The 21,291-nt window shown below is 72.3% G+C and carries 17 protein-coding genes and 1 other RNA gene; 14 read left to right on the forward strand and 4 right to left on the reverse strand.

Annotated elements, in window-relative coordinates; translation table 11 throughout:
- The first annotated feature begins 167 nt into the window (after positions 1 to 167).
- Both OG898_RS16830 and OG898_RS16835 read left to right on the forward strand, forming a co-directional pair.
- Positions 168 to 1,961 carry a serine/threonine-protein kinase gene (locus tag OG898_RS16830; protein WP_250751067.1) on the forward strand — a complete coding sequence of 598 codons (1,794 nt, stop codon included), beginning with the start codon at positions 168 to 170 and terminating at the stop codon, positions 1,959 to 1,961.
- Positions 1,962 to 2,158: 197 nt separating this feature from the next.
- Positions 2,159 to 3,403 (forward strand): serine/threonine-protein kinase, encoded by a 1,245-nt coding sequence (locus OG898_RS16835; protein WP_250751070.1) that lies wholly within the window; start codon positions 2,159 to 2,161, stop codon positions 3,401 to 3,403.
- A 373-nt stretch (positions 3,404 to 3,776) separates the two neighbouring features.
- Here the strand turns inward: OG898_RS16835 and OG898_RS16840 are convergent, their stop codons facing one another.
- Entirely contained in the window at positions 3,777 to 4,847 is a 1,071-nt protein-coding gene (locus tag OG898_RS16840; RefSeq protein WP_250741059.1) for an isopenicillin N synthase family oxygenase, read from the reverse strand.
- A gap of 313 nt (positions 4,848 to 5,160) precedes the next feature.
- On the opposite strand from OG898_RS16840, the gene prfB reads away from it, so the two are divergent.
- Positions 5,161 to 6,270 carry a peptide chain release factor 2 gene (prfB, locus tag OG898_RS16845; protein WP_250741060.1) on the forward strand — a complete coding sequence of 370 codons (1,110 nt, stop codon included), beginning with the start codon at positions 5,161 to 5,163 and terminating at the stop codon, positions 6,268 to 6,270.
- Between the two features lie 112 nt (positions 6,271 to 6,382).
- Here prfB and OG898_RS16850 read toward each other — a convergent pair whose 3' ends face one another.
- The gene (locus OG898_RS16850; RefSeq protein ID WP_250741061.1) at positions 6,383 to 6,577 is read right to left on the reverse strand and encodes a hypothetical protein; all 195 of its coding nucleotides are present in this window, start codon (positions 6,575 to 6,577) and stop codon (positions 6,383 to 6,385) included.
- A gap of 225 nt (positions 6,578 to 6,802) precedes the next feature.
- Between OG898_RS16850 and ftsE the strand changes: the two genes are divergently transcribed.
- Both ftsE and ftsX read left to right on the forward strand, forming a co-directional pair.
- Positions 6,803 to 7,492, forward strand: coding sequence for a cell division ATP-binding protein FtsE (gene ftsE, locus OG898_RS16855; RefSeq protein ID WP_250741064.1), 690 nt, complete (start codon positions 6,803 to 6,805; stop codon positions 7,490 to 7,492).
- A 17-nt stretch (positions 7,493 to 7,509) separates the two neighbouring features.
- The gene (ftsX, locus tag OG898_RS16860) at positions 7,510 to 8,433 is read left to right on the forward strand and encodes a permease-like cell division protein FtsX (protein WP_250741071.1); all 924 of its coding nucleotides are present in this window, start codon (positions 7,510 to 7,512) and stop codon (positions 8,431 to 8,433) included.
- A 36-nt stretch (positions 8,434 to 8,469) separates the two neighbouring features.
- Here the strand turns inward: ftsX and OG898_RS16865 are convergent, their stop codons facing one another.
- Entirely contained in the window at positions 8,470 to 9,672 is a 1,203-nt protein-coding gene (locus OG898_RS16865; protein WP_266957756.1) for a transposase, read from the reverse strand.
- Positions 9,673 to 9,855: 183 nt separating this feature from the next.
- Here OG898_RS16865 and OG898_RS16870 point away from each other — a divergent pair, with 183 nt between their 5' ends.
- The 3 genes from OG898_RS16870 (at position 9,856) to ssrA (ending at position 12,098) form a co-directional block, all read left to right on the forward strand.
- Positions 9,856 to 11,079: a S41 family peptidase gene (locus OG898_RS16870; RefSeq protein ID WP_250741073.1), complete on the forward strand. Its 1,224-nt coding sequence runs from the start codon at positions 9,856 to 9,858 to the stop codon at positions 11,077 to 11,079.
- 18 nt (positions 11,080 to 11,097) lie between these two features.
- A complete protein-coding gene (gene smpB / locus OG898_RS16875) occupies positions 11,098 to 11,583 on the forward strand; it encodes an SsrA-binding protein SmpB (protein WP_250741074.1) in 486 nt (161 codons plus the stop codon).
- 126 nt (positions 11,584 to 11,709) lie between these two features.
- Positions 11,710 to 12,098, forward strand: a transfer-messenger RNA (tmRNA) gene (gene ssrA, locus OG898_RS16880).
- Between the two features lie 110 nt (positions 12,099 to 12,208).
- On the opposite strand, the gene OG898_RS16885 is transcribed toward ssrA, so the two are convergent.
- Positions 12,209 to 13,522, reverse strand: coding sequence for an MFS transporter (locus OG898_RS16885; RefSeq protein WP_250741076.1), 1,314 nt, complete (start codon positions 13,520 to 13,522; stop codon positions 12,209 to 12,211).
- Positions 13,523 to 13,606: 84 nt separating this feature from the next.
- Between OG898_RS16885 and OG898_RS16890 the strand changes: the two genes are divergently transcribed.
- The 6 genes from OG898_RS16890 to OG898_RS16915 all read left to right on the forward strand — a co-directional run bounded on the left by OG898_RS16890 (position 13,607) and on the right by OG898_RS16915 (position 21,146).
- Positions 13,607 to 14,578, forward strand: coding sequence for a LysR family transcriptional regulator (locus tag OG898_RS16890; protein WP_266957759.1), 972 nt, complete (start codon positions 13,607 to 13,609; stop codon positions 14,576 to 14,578).
- 165 nt (positions 14,579 to 14,743) lie between these two features.
- Positions 14,744 to 16,114, forward strand: coding sequence for a NarK/NasA family nitrate transporter (locus OG898_RS16895; RefSeq protein ID WP_250741078.1), 1,371 nt, complete (start codon positions 14,744 to 14,746; stop codon positions 16,112 to 16,114).
- A gap of 168 nt (positions 16,115 to 16,282) precedes the next feature.
- The gene (locus OG898_RS16900; protein ID WP_250741079.1) at positions 16,283 to 17,443 is read left to right on the forward strand and encodes a uroporphyrinogen-III synthase; all 1,161 of its coding nucleotides are present in this window, start codon (positions 16,283 to 16,285) and stop codon (positions 17,441 to 17,443) included.
- A gap of 47 nt (positions 17,444 to 17,490) precedes the next feature.
- Positions 17,491 to 18,033 (forward strand): GNAT family N-acetyltransferase, encoded by a 543-nt coding sequence (locus OG898_RS16905; RefSeq protein WP_266957762.1) that lies wholly within the window; start codon positions 17,491 to 17,493, stop codon positions 18,031 to 18,033.
- A gap of 87 nt (positions 18,034 to 18,120) precedes the next feature.
- Complete coding sequence (locus OG898_RS16910) at positions 18,121 to 18,690, forward strand: ABATE domain-containing protein (RefSeq protein ID WP_250741082.1); 570 nt, start codon at positions 18,121 to 18,123, stop codon at positions 18,688 to 18,690.
- Between the two features lie 128 nt (positions 18,691 to 18,818).
- Positions 18,819 to 21,146 carry a UvrD-helicase domain-containing protein gene (locus OG898_RS16915; protein ID WP_250741084.1) on the forward strand — a complete coding sequence of 776 codons (2,328 nt, stop codon included), beginning with the start codon at positions 18,819 to 18,821 and terminating at the stop codon, positions 21,144 to 21,146.
- Positions 21,147 to 21,291: the final 145 nt, after the last annotated feature.

Raw genomic sequence — 21,291 nt, forward strand, 5'->3', positions numbered from 1 at the left:
ATCACCCTTCGTGCATATGTGCGGCAACCAACCTCCCTCACCCAGCGTCTTCCTTCGGGACAAGCCCTAGAGTGGGCCGGAAAACCATTTCGCAGATCAGGCCTGGATCACGTGTGGATCATGCGTGGATCACTCGCCGGAATCGACGACAGCAGGGAGCGCGCGACGTGCGGCCAGTCGGCAGCAAGTACCTGCTCGAGGAGCCGCTCGGGCGCGGCGCCACGGGCACCGTCTGGCGCGCCCGCCAGCGTGAGGCGGCCGGTGCGGAGGCGGCCGTGGCCGGCCACCCCGGCGAGACCGTGGCCATCAAGGTCCTCAAGGAGGAGCTGGCCCAGGACCCCGACATCGTCATGCGCTTCCTGCGCGAACGCTCGGTCCTGCTGCGCCTGACCCACCCCAACATCGTCCGCACCCGCGACCTCGTCGTCGAGGGCGATCTCCTCGCCCTCGTCATGGACCTCATCGACGGCCCGGACCTGCACAAGTACCTGCGCGAGAACGGCCCCTTCAGCCCGGTCGCCGCGAGCCTGCTCACCGCCCAGATCGCGGACGCGCTCGCCGCCAGCCACGCCGACGGCGTGGTCCACCGCGACCTGAAGCCCGCCAACGTCCTCGTCGACGAGCGCGACGGCCAGATGAAGCCGATGCTCACCGACTTCGGCATCGCGCGCCTGGCGGACTCCCCGGGCCTGACGCGCACGCACGAGTTCGTCGGCACCCCGGCCTACGTCGCCCCCGAGTCCGCCGAGGGCCGCCCGCAGACCTCCGCCGTCGACATCTACGGCGCCGGCATCCTGCTCTACGAGCTCCTCACCGGCCGGCCCCCCTTCGCCGGCGGTACCGCGCTGGAGGTCCTGCACCGCCACCTCAGCGAGGAGCCGCAGCGCCCGCCGAACGTGCCCGAGCCGCTGTGGACGGTCATCGAGCGCTGCATGCGCAAGGAGCCCTACGAGCGCCCGAGCGCGGAGACCCTGGCGCGCGGCCTGCGCGTGGTCGCCTCCGGCATCGGCGTGCACTCCACGGCCGCCGAGGTCGAGGCCGCCCTCGGCGTCGGCGCGCTCCTCGCACCCGACCCCTCGCCCGCGCCGGTGCCCGAGACCCCGGGCGCCGCGGACGCGACGCAGATGCTGCCCGGCCGGCCCGGAGCCTCCCCGATGGGGGCCTACGACCCCAACGCCATGACCAGCGTGATGCCGCCGGTCGGCGCGGCCGACGCCACCTCCGTGCTCCCGAGCACCGGTGCGCCCGGCGCCGACCCGACCTCGGTGATGCCGCCCGTGCAGCGGCCGGACCAGCCGCACCCGTGGCAGTCGCAGATGCAGGCGGCCCGCGACCGCAACGAGCAGACGCAGATGCACTACCTGGACCCGAGCGAGGACCCCCTGCGCCGCCGGCCGCAGCGCCCGGGCCCGCCGCCGCAGCAGCAGTACCAGCAGCCGCAGCGACCCCCGCAGCCGCAACAGCGACCGCAGCAGCCTCCTCAGCAGCAGCCGTACCGGCAGGCCCCGCCGCCGCAGCAGTACCAGCAGCCTCAGCAGTACCAGCAGCAGCAGTACGCGCCGCCGCCCCCGCCGCAGCACTATCAGCCGCAGCAGCACCCCCAGCAGTACCAGCAGCCGCAGGGGCAGCCGCAGTACCGCCAGCCCCAGCCGCCGCCCCAGCAGCAGCCCCCTCAGGGGCCGCCGCCGGGCCGCCAGCCGGAGCGGCGGGAGCCCCGCGCGCCCCGCGAGCCGCGCCGCAGCGCGAACCCGATCAAGATCCCGGGACTGGGCTGCCTCAAGGGCTGCCTCGTCATGATCGTGCTGTTCTTCGTCGCGGGCTGGCTGATCTGGGAGTTCAGCGGACTCCAGGAGTGGGTCGGCACCGGCCGCGGCTGGTGGGACCAGGTGTGGACCTGGGGCTCGGACGCCGTGGACTGGATCACCACGATCGGCGACGCCGCGGGCGGTACGGGCTCCTGAGCCTTCACTCCCTCGGCAGGGAACGCCGTACCGGCGCAATCCACTCGAACCGGGCCTTGTACCGGTGACTTCGTGGATTTGTCGACTTCCAGGACGTGATTTCGCCCGCAGAAGTGAAGGTCGCCGCGATCCGTGGACTCCAACACCCACCTGGCCGCGTAGCTTTGGTGCGTACGCCAGCCGCTGAGGGAGCAGTTGTGGCACGGAAGATCGGCAGCCGGTACACCGCGCACCAGATCCTTGGACGCGGCAGCGCGGGCACGGTGTGGCTGGGCGAGGGGCCTGACGGCCCCGTCGCCGTCAAACTGCTGCGCGAGGACCTCGCGTCCGACCAGGAGCTCGTCGGACGGTTCGTCCAGGAGCGCAGCGCGCTCCTGGGCCTGGAGCACCCGCACGTCGTCTGCGTCCGCGACCTCGTCGTGGACGGCAACGACCTCGCCCTCGTCATGGACCTCGTCCGCGGTACGGACCTGCGCACGCGCCTCGACCGCGAGCGGCGGCTCGCCCCCGAGGCGGCCGTCGCCATCGTCGCGGACGTCGCCGACGCGCTGGCCGCGGCGCACGCGGCCGGGGTCGTGCACCGGGACGTGAAGCCGGAGAACGTCCTGCTCGACATGCAGGGCCCGCTCGGACCGGGCGGCGCGCACCCGGCGCTGCTCACCGACTTCGGCGTGGCCAAGCTCATCGACTCGCCGCGCCGCTCCACCGGCGGCCGGGCCTCGGCCCCCACCACCCGGATCATCGGCACGCCCGACTACCTGGCGCCGGAGATCGTGGAGGGGCTGCCGCCGCGCGCGGCCGTGGACATCTACGCCCTGGCCACCGTGCTGTACGAACTGCTCGCCGGTTTCACGCCGTTCGGCGGCGGGCATCCCGGGGCGGTGCTGCGGCGCCACGTGACGGAAACCGTCGTCCCGCTGCCCGGCATCCCCGACGAGCTGTGGCAGCTGATGGTCCAGTGCCTGGCGAAGGCGCCCGCCTCGCGGCTGCGGGCCTCGGAGCTCTCCCTGCGGCTGCGGGACCTGCTGCCGCTGCTGGCGGGGATGCCGCCGCTGGACGTGGACGAGCCGGACGAACCGGAGCAGGCGGAGTTCGCGGAACCGGAGGCGGTCGCCGATCCGGTGCGGCGGCGGGGCGTGGTCCCGCTGGTCCCCGGCTCCTCCACGGATTCCAACCGGGACACCCACACCTCGATGCGGGTGCCGGGGCCGGACGAGCTGGCGGGCGGGGCGCTGGGCACGGCCCGGGTTCCGCGCCCTGCGGGCGGGCACCGGCCGGGCTCGGCCCGGCACCGGGCGGAGACCGTCCGCAAGCGGCGGCTCGCGCTGTCCGCTGCCGCGGTGGCGCTGGCCGCGGCGGTCGGAGTCGGCAGCTGGCTGGCCGTCTCCTCCGACTCTGCGCCGCCCCAGGACAACAAGCAGTCGGGCTCGACGGCCCCGTAGCGACCCAGGCCGCTGCGCGGGGCGAAGTCCCCTACCCACCCTTCCACCGTTCCCCGGGGCTCCGCCCCGGACCCGTTGCCGCGTGCGGCGCCGTTGCCGGGGGCCGGCCCCCGGACCCCCGCGCCTCAAACGCCGGCGAGGCTGAGGGTGCCGGAGGGCTGAGAGCTGACGCCGGCCAAATCCAGCCTCGCCGGCGTTTGAGGCGCGGGGTCCGGGGCGGAGCCCCAGGGGGTCCGGGCGCAGCCCGGGGAACGGTGGAAGGGCGGGTAGGGGACAGCCCCGCAGGGCTCCCCGGCCACGGCCCCGCGCAGGGCTCCCCGGCCACACGGCCCCGCGCAGGGCTGCCCGGCCACGGCCCCGTGGGGCTTCGGGGCTACGCCCCGGTGAGTTCCGGGTGCCAGCGGCGGGCCACCGCCGGGTGGGCTCGGACCCAGCCCTTCAGCTCGTTGCGGCCGTACTCCGCGTGCAGCGGGTTCGACGCGTCGTGCGCTATCCCCGGCGCCGCGTCCAGGTAGTCGCCCGGGACCGTCTCGATGACGGCGTCCAGGCGCGGGTTGTAGAAGAACGGCACCGAGAACCTCTCCACGCTCCCCGCCGGGCTCACCACGCGGTGGTCCGTCGCCGTCAGGTACCCCTCCGTCGCGATCTCCAGCAGCTCGCCCAGGTTGACCACGAAGGCCCCCGGCATCGGGGGGACGTCCAGGAAGGCCCCGTCCCGGACCACCTGGAGCCCGCCCACCGAGTCCTGGAGGAGCAGGGTGAGGAAGCCGTAGTCCTTGTGGGCCCCGACCCCCTGGTCGGTGCCCGTCGGGGCGGATCCGGGGTAGCGGATCAGCTTCGTGTGCAGGTGGGGCCGGTCCGCGAAGGCATCGTCGAAGAAGTCCGCCGGGGCGCCGATCGAGGCGAGCAGCTCCCGGAGCAGGCGGTGGGCCACCGCGGCCAGCCGGGACTGCCACTCCAGGACCACGTCGCGCAGTTCCGGAAGGGCCGCGGGCCACTGGTTCGGGCCCTCCAGCCACAGGTACGCCGGGTCGTCCGGTCCCACGTCCCGCGCCGCCCGCTCCGCGCCCACGTCGAGCTGGTCGCGCCAGTCGGAGGCGCCGCCGGTCAGCTCGTGCCCGATGCGGGTGTACCCCCGGAAGTGCGGGGAGTTGAGATTGCTCACGGCCAGCCGGTCCGCCTCCGGGAGGGCGAAGAACTCCCTGGTCAGGGCCAGGATCCGCTCGGTCTCGGCGGCAGTGACCCCGTGCCCCACGAGGTGCAGGAAACCGCTGTCCCGGGCGGCCGCGTGCAGTGCCTTGCGGAAGGAATCGCGCAGCGCCGGATCGTCGGCCTGGGAGAGGTCCAGGACCGGAAGGGAGGGGGCCCCGGGCGCAGCGGAGGAGGAAGGAGACGCGGAGGAAGTAGCGGAGGGAGAAGGAGAAGAAGGGTGCGCGGACGGCATGACGGCTCCGTTTCGGGATGTCACGGGGTCCTGTCCCCAGGGGTGGCGGGGGCCGCGGCTGGGGAGGGCCGCCGGCAGGGTTGGCGCCGGGACCGCGAGGCCGCGTACAGGACCAAGTCGGATCGGGGTGGATCAGGCTTGGGGATGGTCCGGCGGCGGACAGCTCGTCGTCGTGACACGCATGTGGTCCACATGGCGGCGCTTGACGAGGAAGACGGTCATATCGTGAGCGTACGCCCGTACGACCCACCATTAGTACGGGTGATTCGGCCTGCCCGGAGAGCGCCCCCCGGGGACCGGCTACGCTGGACCCGTGGCAGTCGTCGATGTTTCCGAAGAGCTGAAGTCCCTCTCCTCGACCATGGGGTCGATCGAGGCCGTCCTGGACCTCGACAAGCTGAGGGCAGAAATCGCCGTGCTCGAGGAGCAGGCCGCCGCGCCGTCCCTGTGGGACGACCCGGAGGCCGCCCAGAAGATCACGAGCAAGCTTTCGCACCTCCAGGCGGAGGTCCGCAAGACCGAGAGCCTGCGCGGGCGCATCGACGACCTGGCGGTGCTGTTCGACCTCGCCCAGGAGATGGACGACGCGGACACCCTCGCCGAGGCGGAGACCGAGCTGGTCTCCGTGCGCAAGGCGCTGGACGAGATGGAGGTCCGCACCCTGCTCTCCGGCGAGTACGCCGAGCGCGAGGCGCTGGTCAACATCCGTGCCGAGGCCGGCGGCGTGGACGCCTCCGACTTCGCCGAGCGCCTGCAGCGCATGTACCTGCGCTGGGCCGAGCGGCACGGCTACCCGACCGAGATCTACGAGACCTCGTACGCGGAAGAGGCCGGCATCAAGTCGACCACCTTCGTGGTCAAGGCCCCGTACGCCTACGGCACCCTCTCCGTCGAGCAGGGCACCCACCGCCTCGTCCGGATCTCGCCCTTCGACAACCAGGGCCGCCGCCAGACCTCCTTCGCGGGCGTCGAGGTGCTGCCGGTCGTCGAGTCCAGCGACCACGTCGAGATCGACGAGGGCGAGCTGCGCGTGGACGTGTACCGCGCCTCGGGCCCCGGCGGCCAGGGCGTCAACACGACCGACTCCGCGGTGCGCATCACGCACCTGCCGACCGGCATCGTGGTCTCGTGCCAGAACGAGCGGTCGCAGATCCAGAACAAGGCCAGCGCGATGAACGTCCTCCAGGCCAAGCTGCTCGAGCGGCGCCGCCAGGAGGAGAAGGACAAGATGGACGCCCTCAAGGACGGCGGAAGCTCCTGGGGCAACCAGATGCGCTCCTACGTCCTGCACCCGTACCAGATGGTCAAGGACCTCCGGACGGAGTTCGAGGTCGGCAACCCGCAGGCGGTGCTCGACGGCGAGATCGACGGCTTCCTGGAGGCCGGGATCCGCTGGCGCAAGCAGCAGGAGCAGACCGCGTAGGCACGTGGAACAGTCGGAAGGGCCCGGACGCCGTGAGGTGTCCGGGCCCTTCCGTTCGTGCTCTTCTGCGTCTGATCGGGACGTGGCGGCTGAGGAACTGCGCCGTTTGCAACTACGCCGTCTGCTGAGCCACCAGTGCCAGCGCGGCCACCAGGATCACCAGCAGCGCGATGAGCGCCACCGGGTTGATGCCACCGGAGAAGGGGCCCTCCTGCTGGAGGCGCTCCCGGTTCGCCCGGCACACCCGGCAGCGGCCCTGACTGACGGGTCCGGCGCAGTTCGCGCACACGAGCCGGTCATATGTCATGCGCTCCTCCTCTCGTCCCCTCGGTTACAACGGTCGCGGGAACCGGTCCGTTCCCCCTCCCACTGTGCCAGCTTCGATGACATTCGGCGCGGCCCCTCCGGGCAATCGCGGTCGTGCACCTCTCGGACCAGGGGATATATCGGGCAACTCCGGACGCCGGGTCCACACCTCGCGCCTGTTCGCGTATGGTCACGCACACCTACTCCCGGCGACCGTGGTGCACCCGTGATCCGATTCGACAACGTCTCCAAGTCCTACCCGAAGCAGAGCCGCCCGGCACTCAGAGATGTCTCCCTGGACATTTCGAAGGGCGAGTTCGTCTTCCTGGTCGGCTCCTCCGGCTCCGGCAAGTCCACCTTCATGCGGCTCATCCTGCGCGAGGAGCGGGCGAGCCACGGCCAGGTGCACGTCCTGGGCAAGGACCTCGCCAAGCTCTCCAACTGGAAGGTTCCGCAGATGCGGCGCCAGCTGGGGACCGTATTCCAGGACTTCCGCCTCCTGCCCAACAAGTCGGTGGCCGACAACGTGGCCTTCGCCCAGGAGGTCATCGGCAGACCGCGCGGCGAGATCAAGAAGGCCGTTCCCCAGGTTCTGGAGCTCGTCGGCCTCGGCGGCAAAGAGGACCGGATGCCCGGCGAGCTCTCCGGCGGTGAGCAGCAGCGCGTGGCCATCGCCCGTGCCTTCGTCAACCGGCCGGCTCTGCTGATCGCGGACGAGCCCACAGGCAACCTGGACCCCCAGACCTCCGTCGGCATCATGAAGCTGCTGGACCGGATCAACCGGACCGGCACCACCGTGATCATGGCGACCCATGACCAGCAGATCGTCGACCAGATGCGCAAGCGCGTCATCGAACTCGAGCAGGGCCGTCTCGTCCGCGACCAGTCGCGCGGCGTCTACGGCTACCAGCACTGAAAGGCTCCTGAGACGCGATGCGCGCCCAGTTCGTCATGTCGGAGATCGGGGTCGGTCTCCGCCGCAATCTGACCATGACCTTCGCGGTCATCATCTCCGTATCCCTCTCGCTGGCCCTGTTCGGCGGGTCCCTGCTCATGCGCGACCAGGTGAGCAAGATGAAGGGGTACTGGTACGACAAGGTCAACGTCTCCATCTACCTCTGCAACAAGAGCGACGCCGAGGCGACCAACGGGGCCTCCTGCTCCAAGGGCGCGGTGACCCCGGAGCAGAAGCAGGCCCTGGAGACCGAGCTCAAGGGCATGGACCTCGTCGAGGCCGTCACCTACGAGTCCTCCGACGAGGCCTTCAAGCACTACAAGGAGCAGTTCGGGCACACCGCCCTGGCCGCGTCCATCACCCCGGACCAGATGCCCGAGTCCTTCCGGGTGAAGCTCAAGCAGCCGGAGAAGTACAAGGTCATCACGACCTCCTTCTCCGGGCGGGACGGGGTCCAGTCGGTGGAGGACCAGCGCACCGTGCTGGACAACCTCTTCAGACTCCTCGGCTACCTCAACTGGGCCGCCCTCGGCATCATGCTGATCATGCTGGTCGTGGCCCTGCTGCTGATCGTCAACACGGTGCGCGTCTCGGCCTTCAGCCGTCGGCGCGAAACCGGGATCATGCGCCTGGTGGGCGCCTCCAGCTTCTACATTCAGGTGCCGTTCATCATGGAGGCCGCCTTCGCCGGCCTGATCGGCGCGCTGCTCGCGTGCGGGATGCTCGGCGCGGGCCAGTACTTCGTGATCGACCACGGCGCCGCACTGCGCGACAAGATGGAGCTCATCAACTTCATCGGCTGGGACTCGGTCCTGACCAAGCTGCCGCTCGTCCTGGTCATCGGCGTCCTGATGCCCTCCCTGGCCGCCTTCATCGCGTTGCGCAAGTACCTGAAGGTTTGACGTCCTCCCCTTCGGCGAACGAAGTGGATTCCTACCTCACGCTGCCTGGCGGGCCGGCGGCCCGCCAGGTCTTACGCGATCAGCGGTAGCCGGGTCGAGACCAGCCCGGACGAGCATCACGCGTGCGGAGTTCTTGTCCCTGGGGGACACGGCTCCGCACGCGGTGCACGTGTAGGTACGTTCCGACAGCGGCAGTGCGTGCTTGGTTCTCGCTCCGCATCGTCCGCAGTCCATGGTGGTGTGTGCGGGATGCACGAGCCGTAGATCGCGGCCGTGCTTGCGCGCCATGGTGATCAGCTCGTGCTTGGTGGCCGAGATCGCCGCGTCCGCGGCCTTGCGGGCCATGGTGGACTTCGCGAGGAACTTCGGCCGGAAGTCTTCCACCGCCAAGTGATCGAAGTCCGTCACGACGCGCTTGGCCCATTTGCGGGCCGTGTCCTGACGTTGCCGGGCGATCTTCTTGTGGGCCTTCGCGGCCTGGCGCCTGGCCTTGCGGTAGCCATTCGAGACGGCCTGTCCGCGCCGGGGCTTCCGGCGGGCCATCATCCGCTGGTAGCCGGCCAGCTTTCCGGCAGCCTTCCTCCCGTGCTCGGGGTGCGGGAGGTCGTGGTCGTCGCTGGTGGTGGTCGCGGTCTCCTTCACGCCCCAGTCGATACCGATCGCCGCACCGGTCGACGGGAGCGGCTGCGGCTCTGTCCGGACGACGAAGGAGGCGTACCAGTGGCCGAGGCTGTCGCGGTGGATGCGCACACTGGACGGGTCGGTGGGCAGTTCCCGCGACCACACCACGGTCAGCGATATCCCGCCCGCCAGACACAGGCGGGCATCCTTCAGCCGAAAGCCACGGCGGGTGTAGTTGAGGGTCGGATGCGCGACAGCCCTCTTCTTGAACCGGGGCATCCCGGACCGCCGCAGCACCGGCAAGCGTGCCTTCATGTCCTTCAACACTTTGGTGCGTGACGTGGCGAAGTCCCGGACGGCTTGCTGCTGCGGCACACTCCCACCCGCGCGCAGCCACTCGTGCTCACCGCGCCACCCGGTCAGCATCCTGTCGAGGCCGGCGGGTCCACACTTCTCTTCGGGCTTGTGTGCCGCCCGGGATGTGGCGACACATTGGTTCCACACCCACCGGCACCGGGCCCACTCGGACAGCAGGGCTGTGCGGGCTTTGGACGACACGCGCAGCCGGTAGGTGTACCGGGCGTGCCCGGCCTTCCCGCCCTCTGCGATTGCCGCCATGACGTCAACCTAGGAAGCCCGGCTCGGTTCCCTCCCCCGGTACCCGGACTCCTCACTCGAACGAGTGGCCGACCGTCCGTGCCGCCGGAAGGCGCGCAGCCTCCGGCCAGGCGGTGGTGAGCGTCCTTGTGCGGTCTGCTCAACCTTCCTTGCTGTCACGGGGCTTGTCGTACACTCGGCGCCATGCTGGGCTTGCCGAGTATTCCCGCCTCCTGTCTCCGGCCCCGCGACGTGCGTCGCGGGGCCGTTTTGACGTTGGTCTTCCTCGCCGCCGTGGGGGCCGGTGCGTGCACCGGGAGCTGGGACCGCTCCGGGCCCGAGCCCTTCGCGGGGCCCGCCGCCCTGCTGGTCGGTACGGAGCCCTCCGCGGCCGTGCCCGGGCCGCGGGCGCCGGCACTTCGCCGGGCGGCCACCGCCGACCGGGACGAGGTGGCCCGCGCGGCCGCCGAGGCCGTCGCCGAGGGCAAGTCCGCCAAGTCGGCGGCCCAGGACGTCGTCAGCCGCAGCGGGGACCGCTGGGCCGCGGTGTACGACCAGGGCGAGTACGAGGCCTTCGCCGACGACCTGGACGGCCACTGGACGGGCGTGGGCCTGTGGGCCGGGCGGCTGCGCGACGGCCGCATCGAGATCGACCGGGTGCAGCCCGACAGCCCCGCGGCGCGGGCCGGGATGCGCGCCGGGGACCGGCTGCTCAGCATCGACGGGCAGGGTGTGACCGGGCTCAAGGTGGCCGAGGTGGTGGCCCTGCTGCGCGGCGAGGCCGGCACCCCCGTGGAGCTGAAGCTGACCCGCGGCGGGGCCGACGTCACGCAGACCGTGCGGCGCGAGAAGCTGCGCAGCGAGCCCGTGACGGTACGGGAGCTGCCGGGCGGGATCACGGTCATCAAGGTCGCCTCCTTCACCCGGGGTTCCGGCGACCGGGTCCGCTCCGCGGTCCGCGCGGCCCCGGCCGGCGGCGGGGTCATGCTCGACCTGCGCGGCAACACCGGCGGCCTGGTCACCGAGGCCGTGACGGCCGCCTCCGCCTTCCTGGACGGCGGGCTGGTGGCGACGTACGACGTGCGCGGTGCGCAGCGCGCCCTCTACGCGGCCCCGGGCGGCGATACGGCCCGGCCGCTGGTGGCGCTGATCGACGGCGGCACGATGAGCGCGGCCGAACTGGTCACCGGAGCCCTCCAGGACCGCGGCCGCGCGGTGGCGGTCGGCACCCGCACCTTCGGCAAGGGTTCGGTGCAGATGCCGACGGAGCTGCCGGACGGCTCGGTGGCGGAGCTGACGGTGGGGACGTACCGCACTCCGGCGGGCCGCAGTCTGGACGGCGCGGGCATCACCCCGGACCTGGCGGCGGCGGACCGGGTCGAGGAACGGGCCCGCACGGTATTGAGTGGCATCGGAGTGGGTCCGTAGTGCGAAAATGACCGCACTATGGCTAAGGAAACAGGGCGCAAGCTGATCGCCCAGAACAAGAAGGCGCGGCACGACTACACGATCATCGACACCTACGAGTGCGGCCTCGTGCTCACGGGTACCGAGGTCAAGTCCCTGCGTCAGGGCCGTGCCTCGCTGGTGGACGGCTTCGTGTCGGTGGAGAGCGGCGAGGCCTGGCTCTACAACGTGCACGTGCCGGAGTACAGCCAGGGCACCTGGACCAACCACAGCGCGCGCCGCAAGCGCAAGCTCCTCCTGCACCGCGAGGAGATCGACAAGCTGGACTCGAAGACGGGGGAGACCGGCAACACGATCGTGCCGCTCGCCCTCTACTTCAAGGACGGCCGGGCCAAGATCGAGATCGCGCTGGCGAAGGGCAAGAAGGAGTACGACAAGCGGCAGGCGCTGCGCGAGAAGCAGGACACGCGCGAGACGAACCGGGTGATCTCGGCCGTGAAGCGCAAGGAGCGCGGCCAGCTTTAATGTCCTGGCACGCGGTGGTCCACTTCGCGTACCATGGCGTCAGCACCACGCGCTTGCGGGTGGTGCCGGTCGGTCGGAACGCATGGAGAGCGCCGGCGGATCTCATAACTGAACAGCGTGAAACATGGGGATGATCGGTTTCGACAGCGGATGTCGATGTAGGGGAAGCGAGCCGAGAAAGCGGCAATGATCTCGTTAACCATATGTCGCAAACAATAATCGCCAACTCCAAGAGCGATAACTCCCGCTTCACCCTCGCTGCCTAATAACAGTGAGCTGAAGCCTCTGTGAGGAGCGTCAGCCCGGAAGTGGTCCCGGTCCGGATCCTGGCGTCAATTAGGGATCTAAACCTCTAACTCCGGTCACGGGGGATAGAGGGAAATCAAACAGTGACTGAGCCCGTCGGAGACTTGTCCGTGTGATCTCCGGGGCCGAGAAAAGCGCAGCGGAATGCGCTCGGAGAAGCCCTACTTCTGCACCGTTGGACGCGGGTTCGATTCCCGCCATCTCCACAACCCCCATGTTGGGTGAAGGCCCCGCGGCCGTCAGGCTGCGGGGCCTTCGTCGTGCCCGGGCGTAGCCGGCGGCTGCCCGCTCGGGGCTCCCGCTGCCCGCTGCCGTGCCGTCACCGGGTGCGGGTGACGGCCCGTGACGCACCCACGAGGAGCGCCAGCAGTGCCGCCGCCGCGGGCAGGGCGTACGGGGCCGTCGTGCCCCAGCGGTCGATCGCCGAGCCCGCCGTCGCGGAGCCCGCCGCGATGCCGGCGAAGATCGCGGTGACGGCCAGGGTCATCCCTTCGTTGAGCCGGCCCGGCGGGATCACGGCGTGGATCCGGGACATCGCGGTGACCATGACCGGGGCCGTGGCCATGCCGGCCGCGAGCAGGGCCGCCGCGAGGGCCGGGACCGAGCCGGTGGCCGCCGCGGCCCAGGGCAGTGCCATCGCCGCGGCCAGGACGGCCAGGCAGGCCGGCAGCCCGCGCGGGCGCAGGGTGCCGTAGAGCAGGCCGGCCAGGCAGGAGCCCGCCGCCTGCAGGGCGATGACCGGGCCCGAGAGTGCGCCGAGGCCGTGGCCGCCGAGGTGGGCGACGGAGGTGATCTCCAGCGAGCCGAACATCGTGCCCAGGACGAAGAAGAGGGGGAGGAGGCGTCCCAGGGCCCGCAGCGGGGACCTGCCGCGGACCGGCGCCGCCGCCGGGGGCTCCGTGGCGCGGTGGGCCGTGAAGACCAGCATCCCGGTCAGGAGCAGCGCGGCGCCGGCGAGCGTGCCCGCTTCCGGGAAGACGGTGGTGCAGAGGAACGCGGCGACCACCGGCCCGAGCATGAACGCCAGCTCGTCCGCGGCCTGTTCGAAGGACATCGCGGTGTGGTGCGCCGCGGGGTCGCCCTTCAGCAGGTGCGTCCAGCGGGCGCGGGACATGCCGCCGATGTTGGGGGTGGTCGCGGTGGCGGCGTAGGAGGCGAAGAGGGTCCAGGCGGGGGCCTCGGTGCGGACGCACGCGACGAGCGAGAGCGAGCCGAGCACGGCGACCAGGGTGGCGGGTACGGCGACGCGGGCCTGCCCGTGCCGGTCGACCAGCCGGGCCGTCCAGGGGGCCACGACCGCGGTGGCCGCCAGACCGGCCGCGACGACCCCGCCGGCGAGGGCGTACGAGCCGCGCTGGCCCGCGATCATCATGACGGCGCTGATCCCGAACATGCCCATGGGGAGCCGGGCGATGAGGTTCCCGGTGGTGAAGCCGCGCGTACCGGGCAGCGCGAAGAGCCGGCGGTACGGGCCCGGGGCGCGGGCCGGCCGCGCCGCGCGGGCCGGGTGCTGCTGCCGCGCAGGGGCGGCGGCGAGCACCAGCGTGGTGCCGGTGACGGCCATGAGAGGGGCGGACGCGGTGGCCGCGGCGGACGGTGCGGACGCGGCGGACGGTGTGGACGTGGTGGGCATGGGTCAAGGCTCGGGCCGGGGCCCGTCCGCGGTCCAACACCTGTTCGGGGGCCATTCACCGCTTCCTGTTGTTAGTCTCCGCAGGTGACGCCCCGAGACGTGGAACCCCGCCTGCTGCGCGCCTTCCTCGCCGTGGCCGAGGAGCTGCACTTCACCCGTGCCGCCGCCCGGCTCTACGTGGCCCAGCAGGCCCTCAGCCGGGACGTGCGCCGGCTCGAACAGACCCTGGGCGCGCCCCTGTTCGTCCGTACCACCCGCGCCGTGGAGCTGACCCCGGACGGGGAGCGGCTGCTGCCCCTGGCCCGGGGCGTGCTGCGGGCCCACGAGGAGCTGGCCGGGGCGTTCACCGCCGGAGCGGGGCCCCGGCCGCTGCTCGTCGACCTCAACACCGACGGCCCCGGGACCGCCCGCACCGTCCTGGACCGGGCCCGCGAACTGGCCCCCGACTGCGAGCTGATGGCCCGCTTCGAGTCCGGGCTCACCCACGCCGCCGCCGAGATCGCGGCGGGCCGCCTCGACGTCTCCTTCGGGTACGCCGACGGCCTCGACCCGGCGCTGCGGTCCCGCCTCGCGCGGACGCCCGTACGGTACGAGCCCCTCGCCGTGCTGCTGCCCGAGGGGCACGCGCTGGCCGCGCTGGACGCCGTACCGCTGGACGCGCTGCGCGGCGAGACGGTGTACACCGGGGCCGGGAACCCGCGGACCCTGGAATGGACCGGGCTGGCGCGCGAGCTGTTCGCCGGCCGGGGCATCGCGTCCGCGCCGCCCGCGCCGGTGGCGGTGGGCAAGGAGGAGTTCCGCCGGGTCATGGCCAAAACGGGCTGCCCCGTCCTCGCCACGGTGGGCTTCGTCGACATGCCCGGCTGCGTCAAGCGGCCGCTGACCGCCCCGGTGCCGCTGTCGCCGCTGTCCATGGTGTGGCGGAAGGGATCGAGTCATCCCGGGCTGGACGCGCTGCGCCGCGCCGCCGCGGAGCTCGGGGCGGGGCACGGCTGGCTGGAGGTGCCCCCGGACAGCTGGCTGCCCGCGCTCACACCCGACCCGGGCGGCGGGTGAGTGCAAGGTTTCCCGACGGTCATCCGGCGGGGACCGGGGCCGAAACGAGCCGTTCCTACGGTCGTCACCACGGACGAGACGCGACGAGCCCGAAAGGCCGAAAGGCCGGCGAGGCCGACGGGCGCGACGAGCGCGACGTGATCGCAGCAGCTGTGGAGGCGTGTGATGACCAGTACGACCGCACCGCGCAAGGGTGGCCGCTGGATCGAGCGGTGGGACCCCGAGGACGAGACCTTCTGGCGGGAAACGGGTGAGAAGACCGCCCGCCGGAACCTGATCTACTCCGTGCTCTCCGAGCACATCGGGTTCTCGATCTGGTCCCTGTGGTCGGTGATGGTGCTCTTCATGGGCCCGAAGTACGGGATCGACCCCGCCGGGAAGTTCTTCCTCATCGCCACCGCCACCTGCGTCGGCGCCCTGGTCCGCGTGCCCTACACCTTCGCCGTGGCCCGCTTCGGCGGCCGCAACTGGACGGTCGTCAGCGCCCTGCTGCTGCTCGCCCCGACGGTCGCCGCCTGGCTGGTGATGGAGCCCGGGACCTCGTACACCACCTTCCTGCTGGTGGCCGCGCTGACCGGGGTCGGCGGCGGCAACTTCGCCTCCTCGATGACGAACATCAACGCCTTCTTCCCGCTGCGCAAGAAGGGCTGGGCACTCGGCCTCAACGCGGGCGGCGGCAACATCGGCGTCCCCGTCGTCCAGCTCGTCGCCCTGCTGGTCATCGGCACGGCCGGGGCCGGGCACCCCCGGCTGCTGCTCGGCGCCTACATCCCGCTCATCGTGATCGCGGCGGCGCTCGCCGCGCTGCGGATGGACAACCTGGCGCCCGTCCGCAACGACACCGGAGCCGTACGGGAAGCGGTCCGCGACGGGCACACCTGGATCATGTCGTTCCTGTACATCGGCACCTTCGGCTCCTTCATCGGCTACAGCTTCGCCTTCGGCCTGGTGCTCCAGACGCAGTTCGGCCGCACCCCGCTCCAGGCGGCCTCGCTCACCTTCATCGGACCGCTGCTCGGCTCGCTGATCCGGCCCGTCGGCGGAGCCCTCGCGGACCGCTTCGGCGGCGCGCGGATCACCCTGGGCACCTTCGTGGCGATGGCCGCGGCGACCGGAGTGGTGATCCTGGCCTCCGTACGGGAATCCCTGCCGGTGTTCCTGGTCGGCTTCGTGGGGCTGTTCGTCCTCAGCGGGCTCGGCAACGGCTCCACCTACAAGATGATCCCCGGCATCTTCCAGGCGAAGGCGCTGGCCCGCGGGATGAGCGGCGAGGACGCGGCCGCGTACGGGCGGCGGCTGTCCGGCGCCTCCATGGGACTCATCGGCGCGGTCGGCGCGCTCGGCGGACTCGGCATCAACCTGGTCTTCCGGGAGGCGTTCCTCAGCTCCGGCTCGGGCACGGCGGCCTTCGTGACCTTCCTCGGCTTCTACGCGGTGTGCTGCGCCGTCACCTGGGCGGTATACCTTCGCCGGCCCGCCCAGGTGATGATCCCCACGGCCGGTGCGGAGGCGAAGCCGCAGCTCACCTCGGTGTAACGACGAGCACACGTCGGTTAACGGCACCGAAATACGCGTGAACCGAGCCTGATACGCCCCCAGGGCAGGCTCGGTTCACGCGAACGTCACGCATGCGGGTGACCGCGACACCGGACCCCGATATCGGACCCCGACACCGGACCCGACCACTGCGCGAGGCAGGTCACCATGCACGACCACGACACCCCCACCGGTCCGCCGGCCGGCCCGCTCGCCGGATTCACCGTCGGGGTCACCGCCGCCCGGCGGGCCGACGAGCTCATCGCCCTGCTGCGCCGCCGCGGAGCCACCGTGCTGCACGCACCCGCCCTGCGGATCGTGCCGCTCGCCGACGACGCCGAACTGCTGTCCGCCACGAAGGAGCTGATCGGCTGCGCGCCCGACGTGGTGGTGGCGACCACCGCCATCGGCTTCCGCGGCTGGATCGAGGCCGCCGACGGGTGGGGGCTCGGCGAGGACCTGCTCGGGCGGCTGCGGGAGACCGAACTGCTGGCGCGCGGACCGAAGGTGAAGGGGGCGATCCGGGCCGCCGGGCTCGTGGAGACCTGGTCCCCGCGCTCCGAGTCCCTCGCCGAGGTACTGGACCGGCTGCTCACGGCCGGGGTGGCCGGCCGGCGCATCGCCCTCCAGCTGCACGGGGAGCCGCTGCCCGGGTTCATCGAGGCCCTGCGGGCGGGCGGGGCCGAGGTGGTCGGCGTACCCGTCTACCGGTGGATGCCGCCGGAGGACCTCGGGCCGCTGGACCGGCTGCTCGACGCGGTGGCCGCGGGCGCGGTGGACGCGGTGAGCTTCACCTCCGCACCGGCGGCGGCCTCCCTGCTGACGCGGGCCGCGGAGCGGGGCGTACGGGAACCCGTGCTCGCGGCGCTGACCGGCGGGTCGGTGCTGTCGGCGTGCGTGGGCCCGGTGACGGCCCTGCCCCTGCAGGCGGAGGGCGTGCCCACGGTGCAGCCCGAGCGCTTCCGGCTCGGACCCCTCGTGCAGCTCCTGTGCCAGGAACTCCCGGGCCGGGCCCGCGTGCTCCCGGTGGCCGGACACCGGCTGGAGCTGCGCGGCCACGCGGTCCTCCTCGACAGCGAGCTGCGCCCCGTACCGCCGGCGGGCATGGCCCTGCTCAGGGCCCTGTCCCGGCGCCCGGGCTGGGTCGTGGCCCGCTCCGAACTCCTGCGCACCCTCCCGGGCGCGGGCCGCGACGAGCACGCGGTGGAAACGGCGATGGCCCGCCTGCGCGTGGCCCTGGGCGCCCCCAACCTCATCCAGACCGTCGTCAAGCGCGGCTACCGGCTGTCCTTGGACGCTGCCGCCGAAACGAAGTACGGGGACGACTGACGAGCACCGGCCTGGCCGCGGCCCGGGCCGTCCGTTAGCGTGCCCGGATGATCGTTGACGGTGTGGAGATGAGGGAGATCCGGGAGGCGGACGCCGCCGGGCTCGCCGAAGTGCTGGACCGGAACCGGGCGTACATGGCCCCCTACGAGCCCGTGCGGGACGAGGGGTTCTACACCGCGGCCGGGCAGCTGGAGCGGATCGAGGGGCTGCTCGCGGACCGGGACGGCGGACGGGTACGGCCGTACGTGCTGCTCGGCGGCGGGGTGCCGATCGGGGCCATCACCCTGAACACCATCGTCCTCGGGGCGCTGCGCAGCGCCGCCATCGGCTACTGGGTGGACCAGGCCTGGGCCGGCAAGGGGGTGGCCACCGCCGCGCTGGAGGAGCTCTGCCGGATCGCCCGTGACGAGGTCGGGCTGCACCGGGTCGAGGCGGGCACCAGGGTCGGGAACCTGGCCTCGCAGCGGGTGCTGGCGAAGGCGGGCTTCGAGCAGTACGGGCTCGCGCCCCGCTACCTGCACGTCGGCGGGGAGTGGCAGGACCACCGGCTCTTCCAGCGGCTGCTGAACGACGACCCGCCCGTCCTGTAAGTGCACGCCCAGCTGCGCGCCCTCTAGCCGCCGGCCCCGGAGACGGGCACTCTGGGGGCACGCCCCGAGAGGGAGGCGGTGACGGGCATGTGGTTCGACTCCGGGCGGGTCTGCCTGGACCTGGTGGCTACTTTTGCGCCTCTCGCGAAGACCGAGGGCATCCGTGACGGCGACGGGCTGTGCCTGTGGCTCACCGGAGCCGGGCTGGTGCCCGACCGGACGCCGCTCACCCGGGTCGGGGACGACTGGGTGCACGCCTTCCGGGTGCTGCGCGCCGACGTCGAGAGCCTCGTACGGGCCGAGCTGGCCGGAGCCGCGCCGCCCGGGCCCGCGCTGGCCCGGGTCAACGCGGCGGCCGCCGGTCCACCCCCGGGACTGTGTGCAGTGCAGGACCAAGAAGGTCACCTCGTACGGGAGTTGTGCGGCGGCGTCGAATGCGCCGGGCTGCTCGCCGCCGTGGCCCGGGACGCCGTCGAACTGCTCACCGACCCCGGCGAACGGGACCTGCTGCGGGCCTGCGAGGGCGACGGCTGCGCCCGCGTCTACCTCGACACCTCGCGCGGACACCGCCGCCGCTGGTGCTCCAGCGAGCTCTGCGGCAACCGCGAGCGGGTGGCCCGGCACCGGCGGCGCGTCCTCGAATCCCGCCCCGGCTGACCCGGCCCGCGGCCACCGCGGGGCGTGATCTTCGTCCTGATCCGCGAGCCGTCCCGGAAGGGGCGTGCGCGGGAGGGCCCCTTGGCGTACGGTTGACGGCTGCCCATGCACGTCAGAAAGGGGCCTTGGTGGCCGCGCAGAATGCCGCTGTCGACAGCACGGCGGATTCCGTCCGCGATCGGGAGATCGCGGTCGAGCAGACGCATCTCGATCACGTGTACCGACGCCTTGAGGAGAAGATCCACGAGGCGGAGTTCCTGATGAACGACGCCGCCAAGCGTGGCCAGGTCGGCACGCCCGGCGCCCTCGCGGAACGGGACGCGCAGGTGTTCCGCGCCGGGATCCACCTCAACCGTCTCAACAACGAGTTCGAGGACTTCCTGTTCGGCCGCATCGACCTGGTCCTCGGCAAGGACGGGGAGCGGGGCCCCGACGGCGCCTTCACCTCCGTCGAGCCCGCCGACGACGCGATCCGCACCGACCTCACGGCCGACATCGCCGAGACGCTCCACATCGGCCGCATCGGGGTCCTCGACTCCGACTACGCGCCGCTCGTCATCGACTGGCGCGCCCCCGCGGCCGCGCCGTTCTACCGCTCCACCCCCAAGGAGCCCGGCCGCGTCGTGCGCCGCCGGGTCATCCGCTCCAAGGGGCGCAAGGTGCTCGGCGTCGAGGACGACCTGATGCGCCCCGAGGTCACCGCCTTCCTCGACGGGGACGAGCTGCCCGTCATCGGCGACGGCGCCCTGATGGCCGCCCTCGGCCGGGCCCGTACCCACTCGATGCGCGACATCGTCTCCTCCATCCAGGCCGAGCAGGACCTCGTCATCCGGGCGCCCGCCGCCTCGGTCGCCGAGGTCGCGGGCGGACCGGGCACCGGCAAGACCGCCGTCGCCCTGCACCGCGCCGCCTACCTGCTCTACCAGGACCGGCGGCGCTACTCCGGCGGCATCCTGATCGTCTCCCCGACCCCGCTCCTGGTCGCCTACACCGAGGGCGTCCTGCCCTCCCTCGGCGAGGAGGGCCAGGTCGCCATCCGGGCGCTCGGCTCGCTGGTCGACGGGGCCGAGGCGACCACGTACGACGACCCGTCCACCGCACGCATCAAGGGCTCGTCCCGGATGCTGAAGGTGCTGCGCAAGGCCGTACGCGGAGCCCTGGAGTTCGGCGGTCCCGGCGGTGCCCCCGCCCCCGACCGGCTGCGCGTGGTGGCCTTCGGGCGCCGCCAGGAGCTGGAGGCCCCCGACCTCGACCGGATCCGGCAGAACGTCCTGTCCGGCACGGCCCCGGTCAACCTGCTGCGCCCGCGCGCCCGCAAGCTCCTGCTGGACGCGCTGTACTCGAAGTCCGGCGGGGCCGGCCGGCACAGCGACCCGGAGCTCGCCGCCGAGCTGCGCTCCGCCTTCGACGAGGACATCTCGACGGAGGACGCGTTCATCGACTTCCTGAACGCCTGGTGGCCCGAGCTGACCCCGCGCGGGGTGCTGGCCTCCATGGCGGACGAGCGGCGCCTGGCGCGCTGGTCGCGCCGGGACCTGAACCCGCGCGAGACCCGGCAGGTCGCACGCTCCCTGCGCCGGGTGGGCCCGGACGGCAAGGGCGCCCTGTCGGTGCACGACGTGGCGCTGCTGGACGAGCTCCAGCAGCTGCTGGGCGCACCCGCGCGGCCCAAGCGGAAGCGGGAGCTGAACCCGCTGGACCAGCTGAGCGGGCTGGAGGAGCTGATGCCCACCCGCGAGGAGACCCAGTGGGAGCGGGCCGAGCGGCTCGCGGCGGAGCGCACCGAGTACGCGCACGTCATCGTCGACGAGGCGCAGGACCTGACGCCGATGCAGTGGCGGATGGTCGGCCGGCGCGGCCGGGGCGGCACGTGGACGGTGGTCGGCGACCCGGCGCAGTCCTCGTGGACCGATCCGCAGGAGGCGGCCGCCGCGCGCGACGAGGCGCTGGGCACGCGGCCGCGGCGCAAGTTCACCCTGACGGTGAACTACCGCAACCCTGCCGAGGTCGCGGAGGTCGCCTCGCGGGTGCTGAAGCTGGCGGCGCCGGGCACGGAGCCGCCGACGGCCGTGCGCTCCACGGGCCTGCAGCCGCGCTTCACGGCGGTGCCCGGTGAAGGCGACCTGCGCTCCACCGTCGTGGAGGAGACCCGGCGGCTGCTGGAGCAGGTGGACGGCACGGTCGGCGTGGTCGTGGCCATGGACCGGCGCGCGGAGGCCGCGGGCTGGCTCGCGGACCTGGGGGAGCGGGCGGTCGCCCTGGGCAGCCTGGAGGCGAAGGGCCTGGAGTACGACGCCACGGTGGTCGTCTCCCCGGCGGAGATCGCGGACGAGTCCCCGGCGGGCCTGCGGGTGCTCTACGTGGCCCTGACCCGCGCCACCCAGCAGCTGACGGTCATCTCCACCGACCGGGACGCCCCGGACGCCGAGGGGGTCGCGGCGCTGCTGCAGCCGTAGGCCCTGCACAGGGCGTACGGCCGGTTGGTCGGCGGCCAAGGGCGTGGTCCCGCAACCGGTCGCCGGTGGGGGGATCACTTCGCGCGAACCTTTGTTAGCCTGGGTTACGGCACCGACTCGATCCAAGCCCCCGGGCCCAACCTTA

The organism is Streptomyces sp. NBC_00193 (genome assembly GCF_026342735.1).
In the GTDB taxonomy this organism is placed as follows: Bacteria; Actinomycetota; Actinomycetes; order Streptomycetales; family Streptomycetaceae; genus Streptomyces; species Streptomyces stoeckheimensis.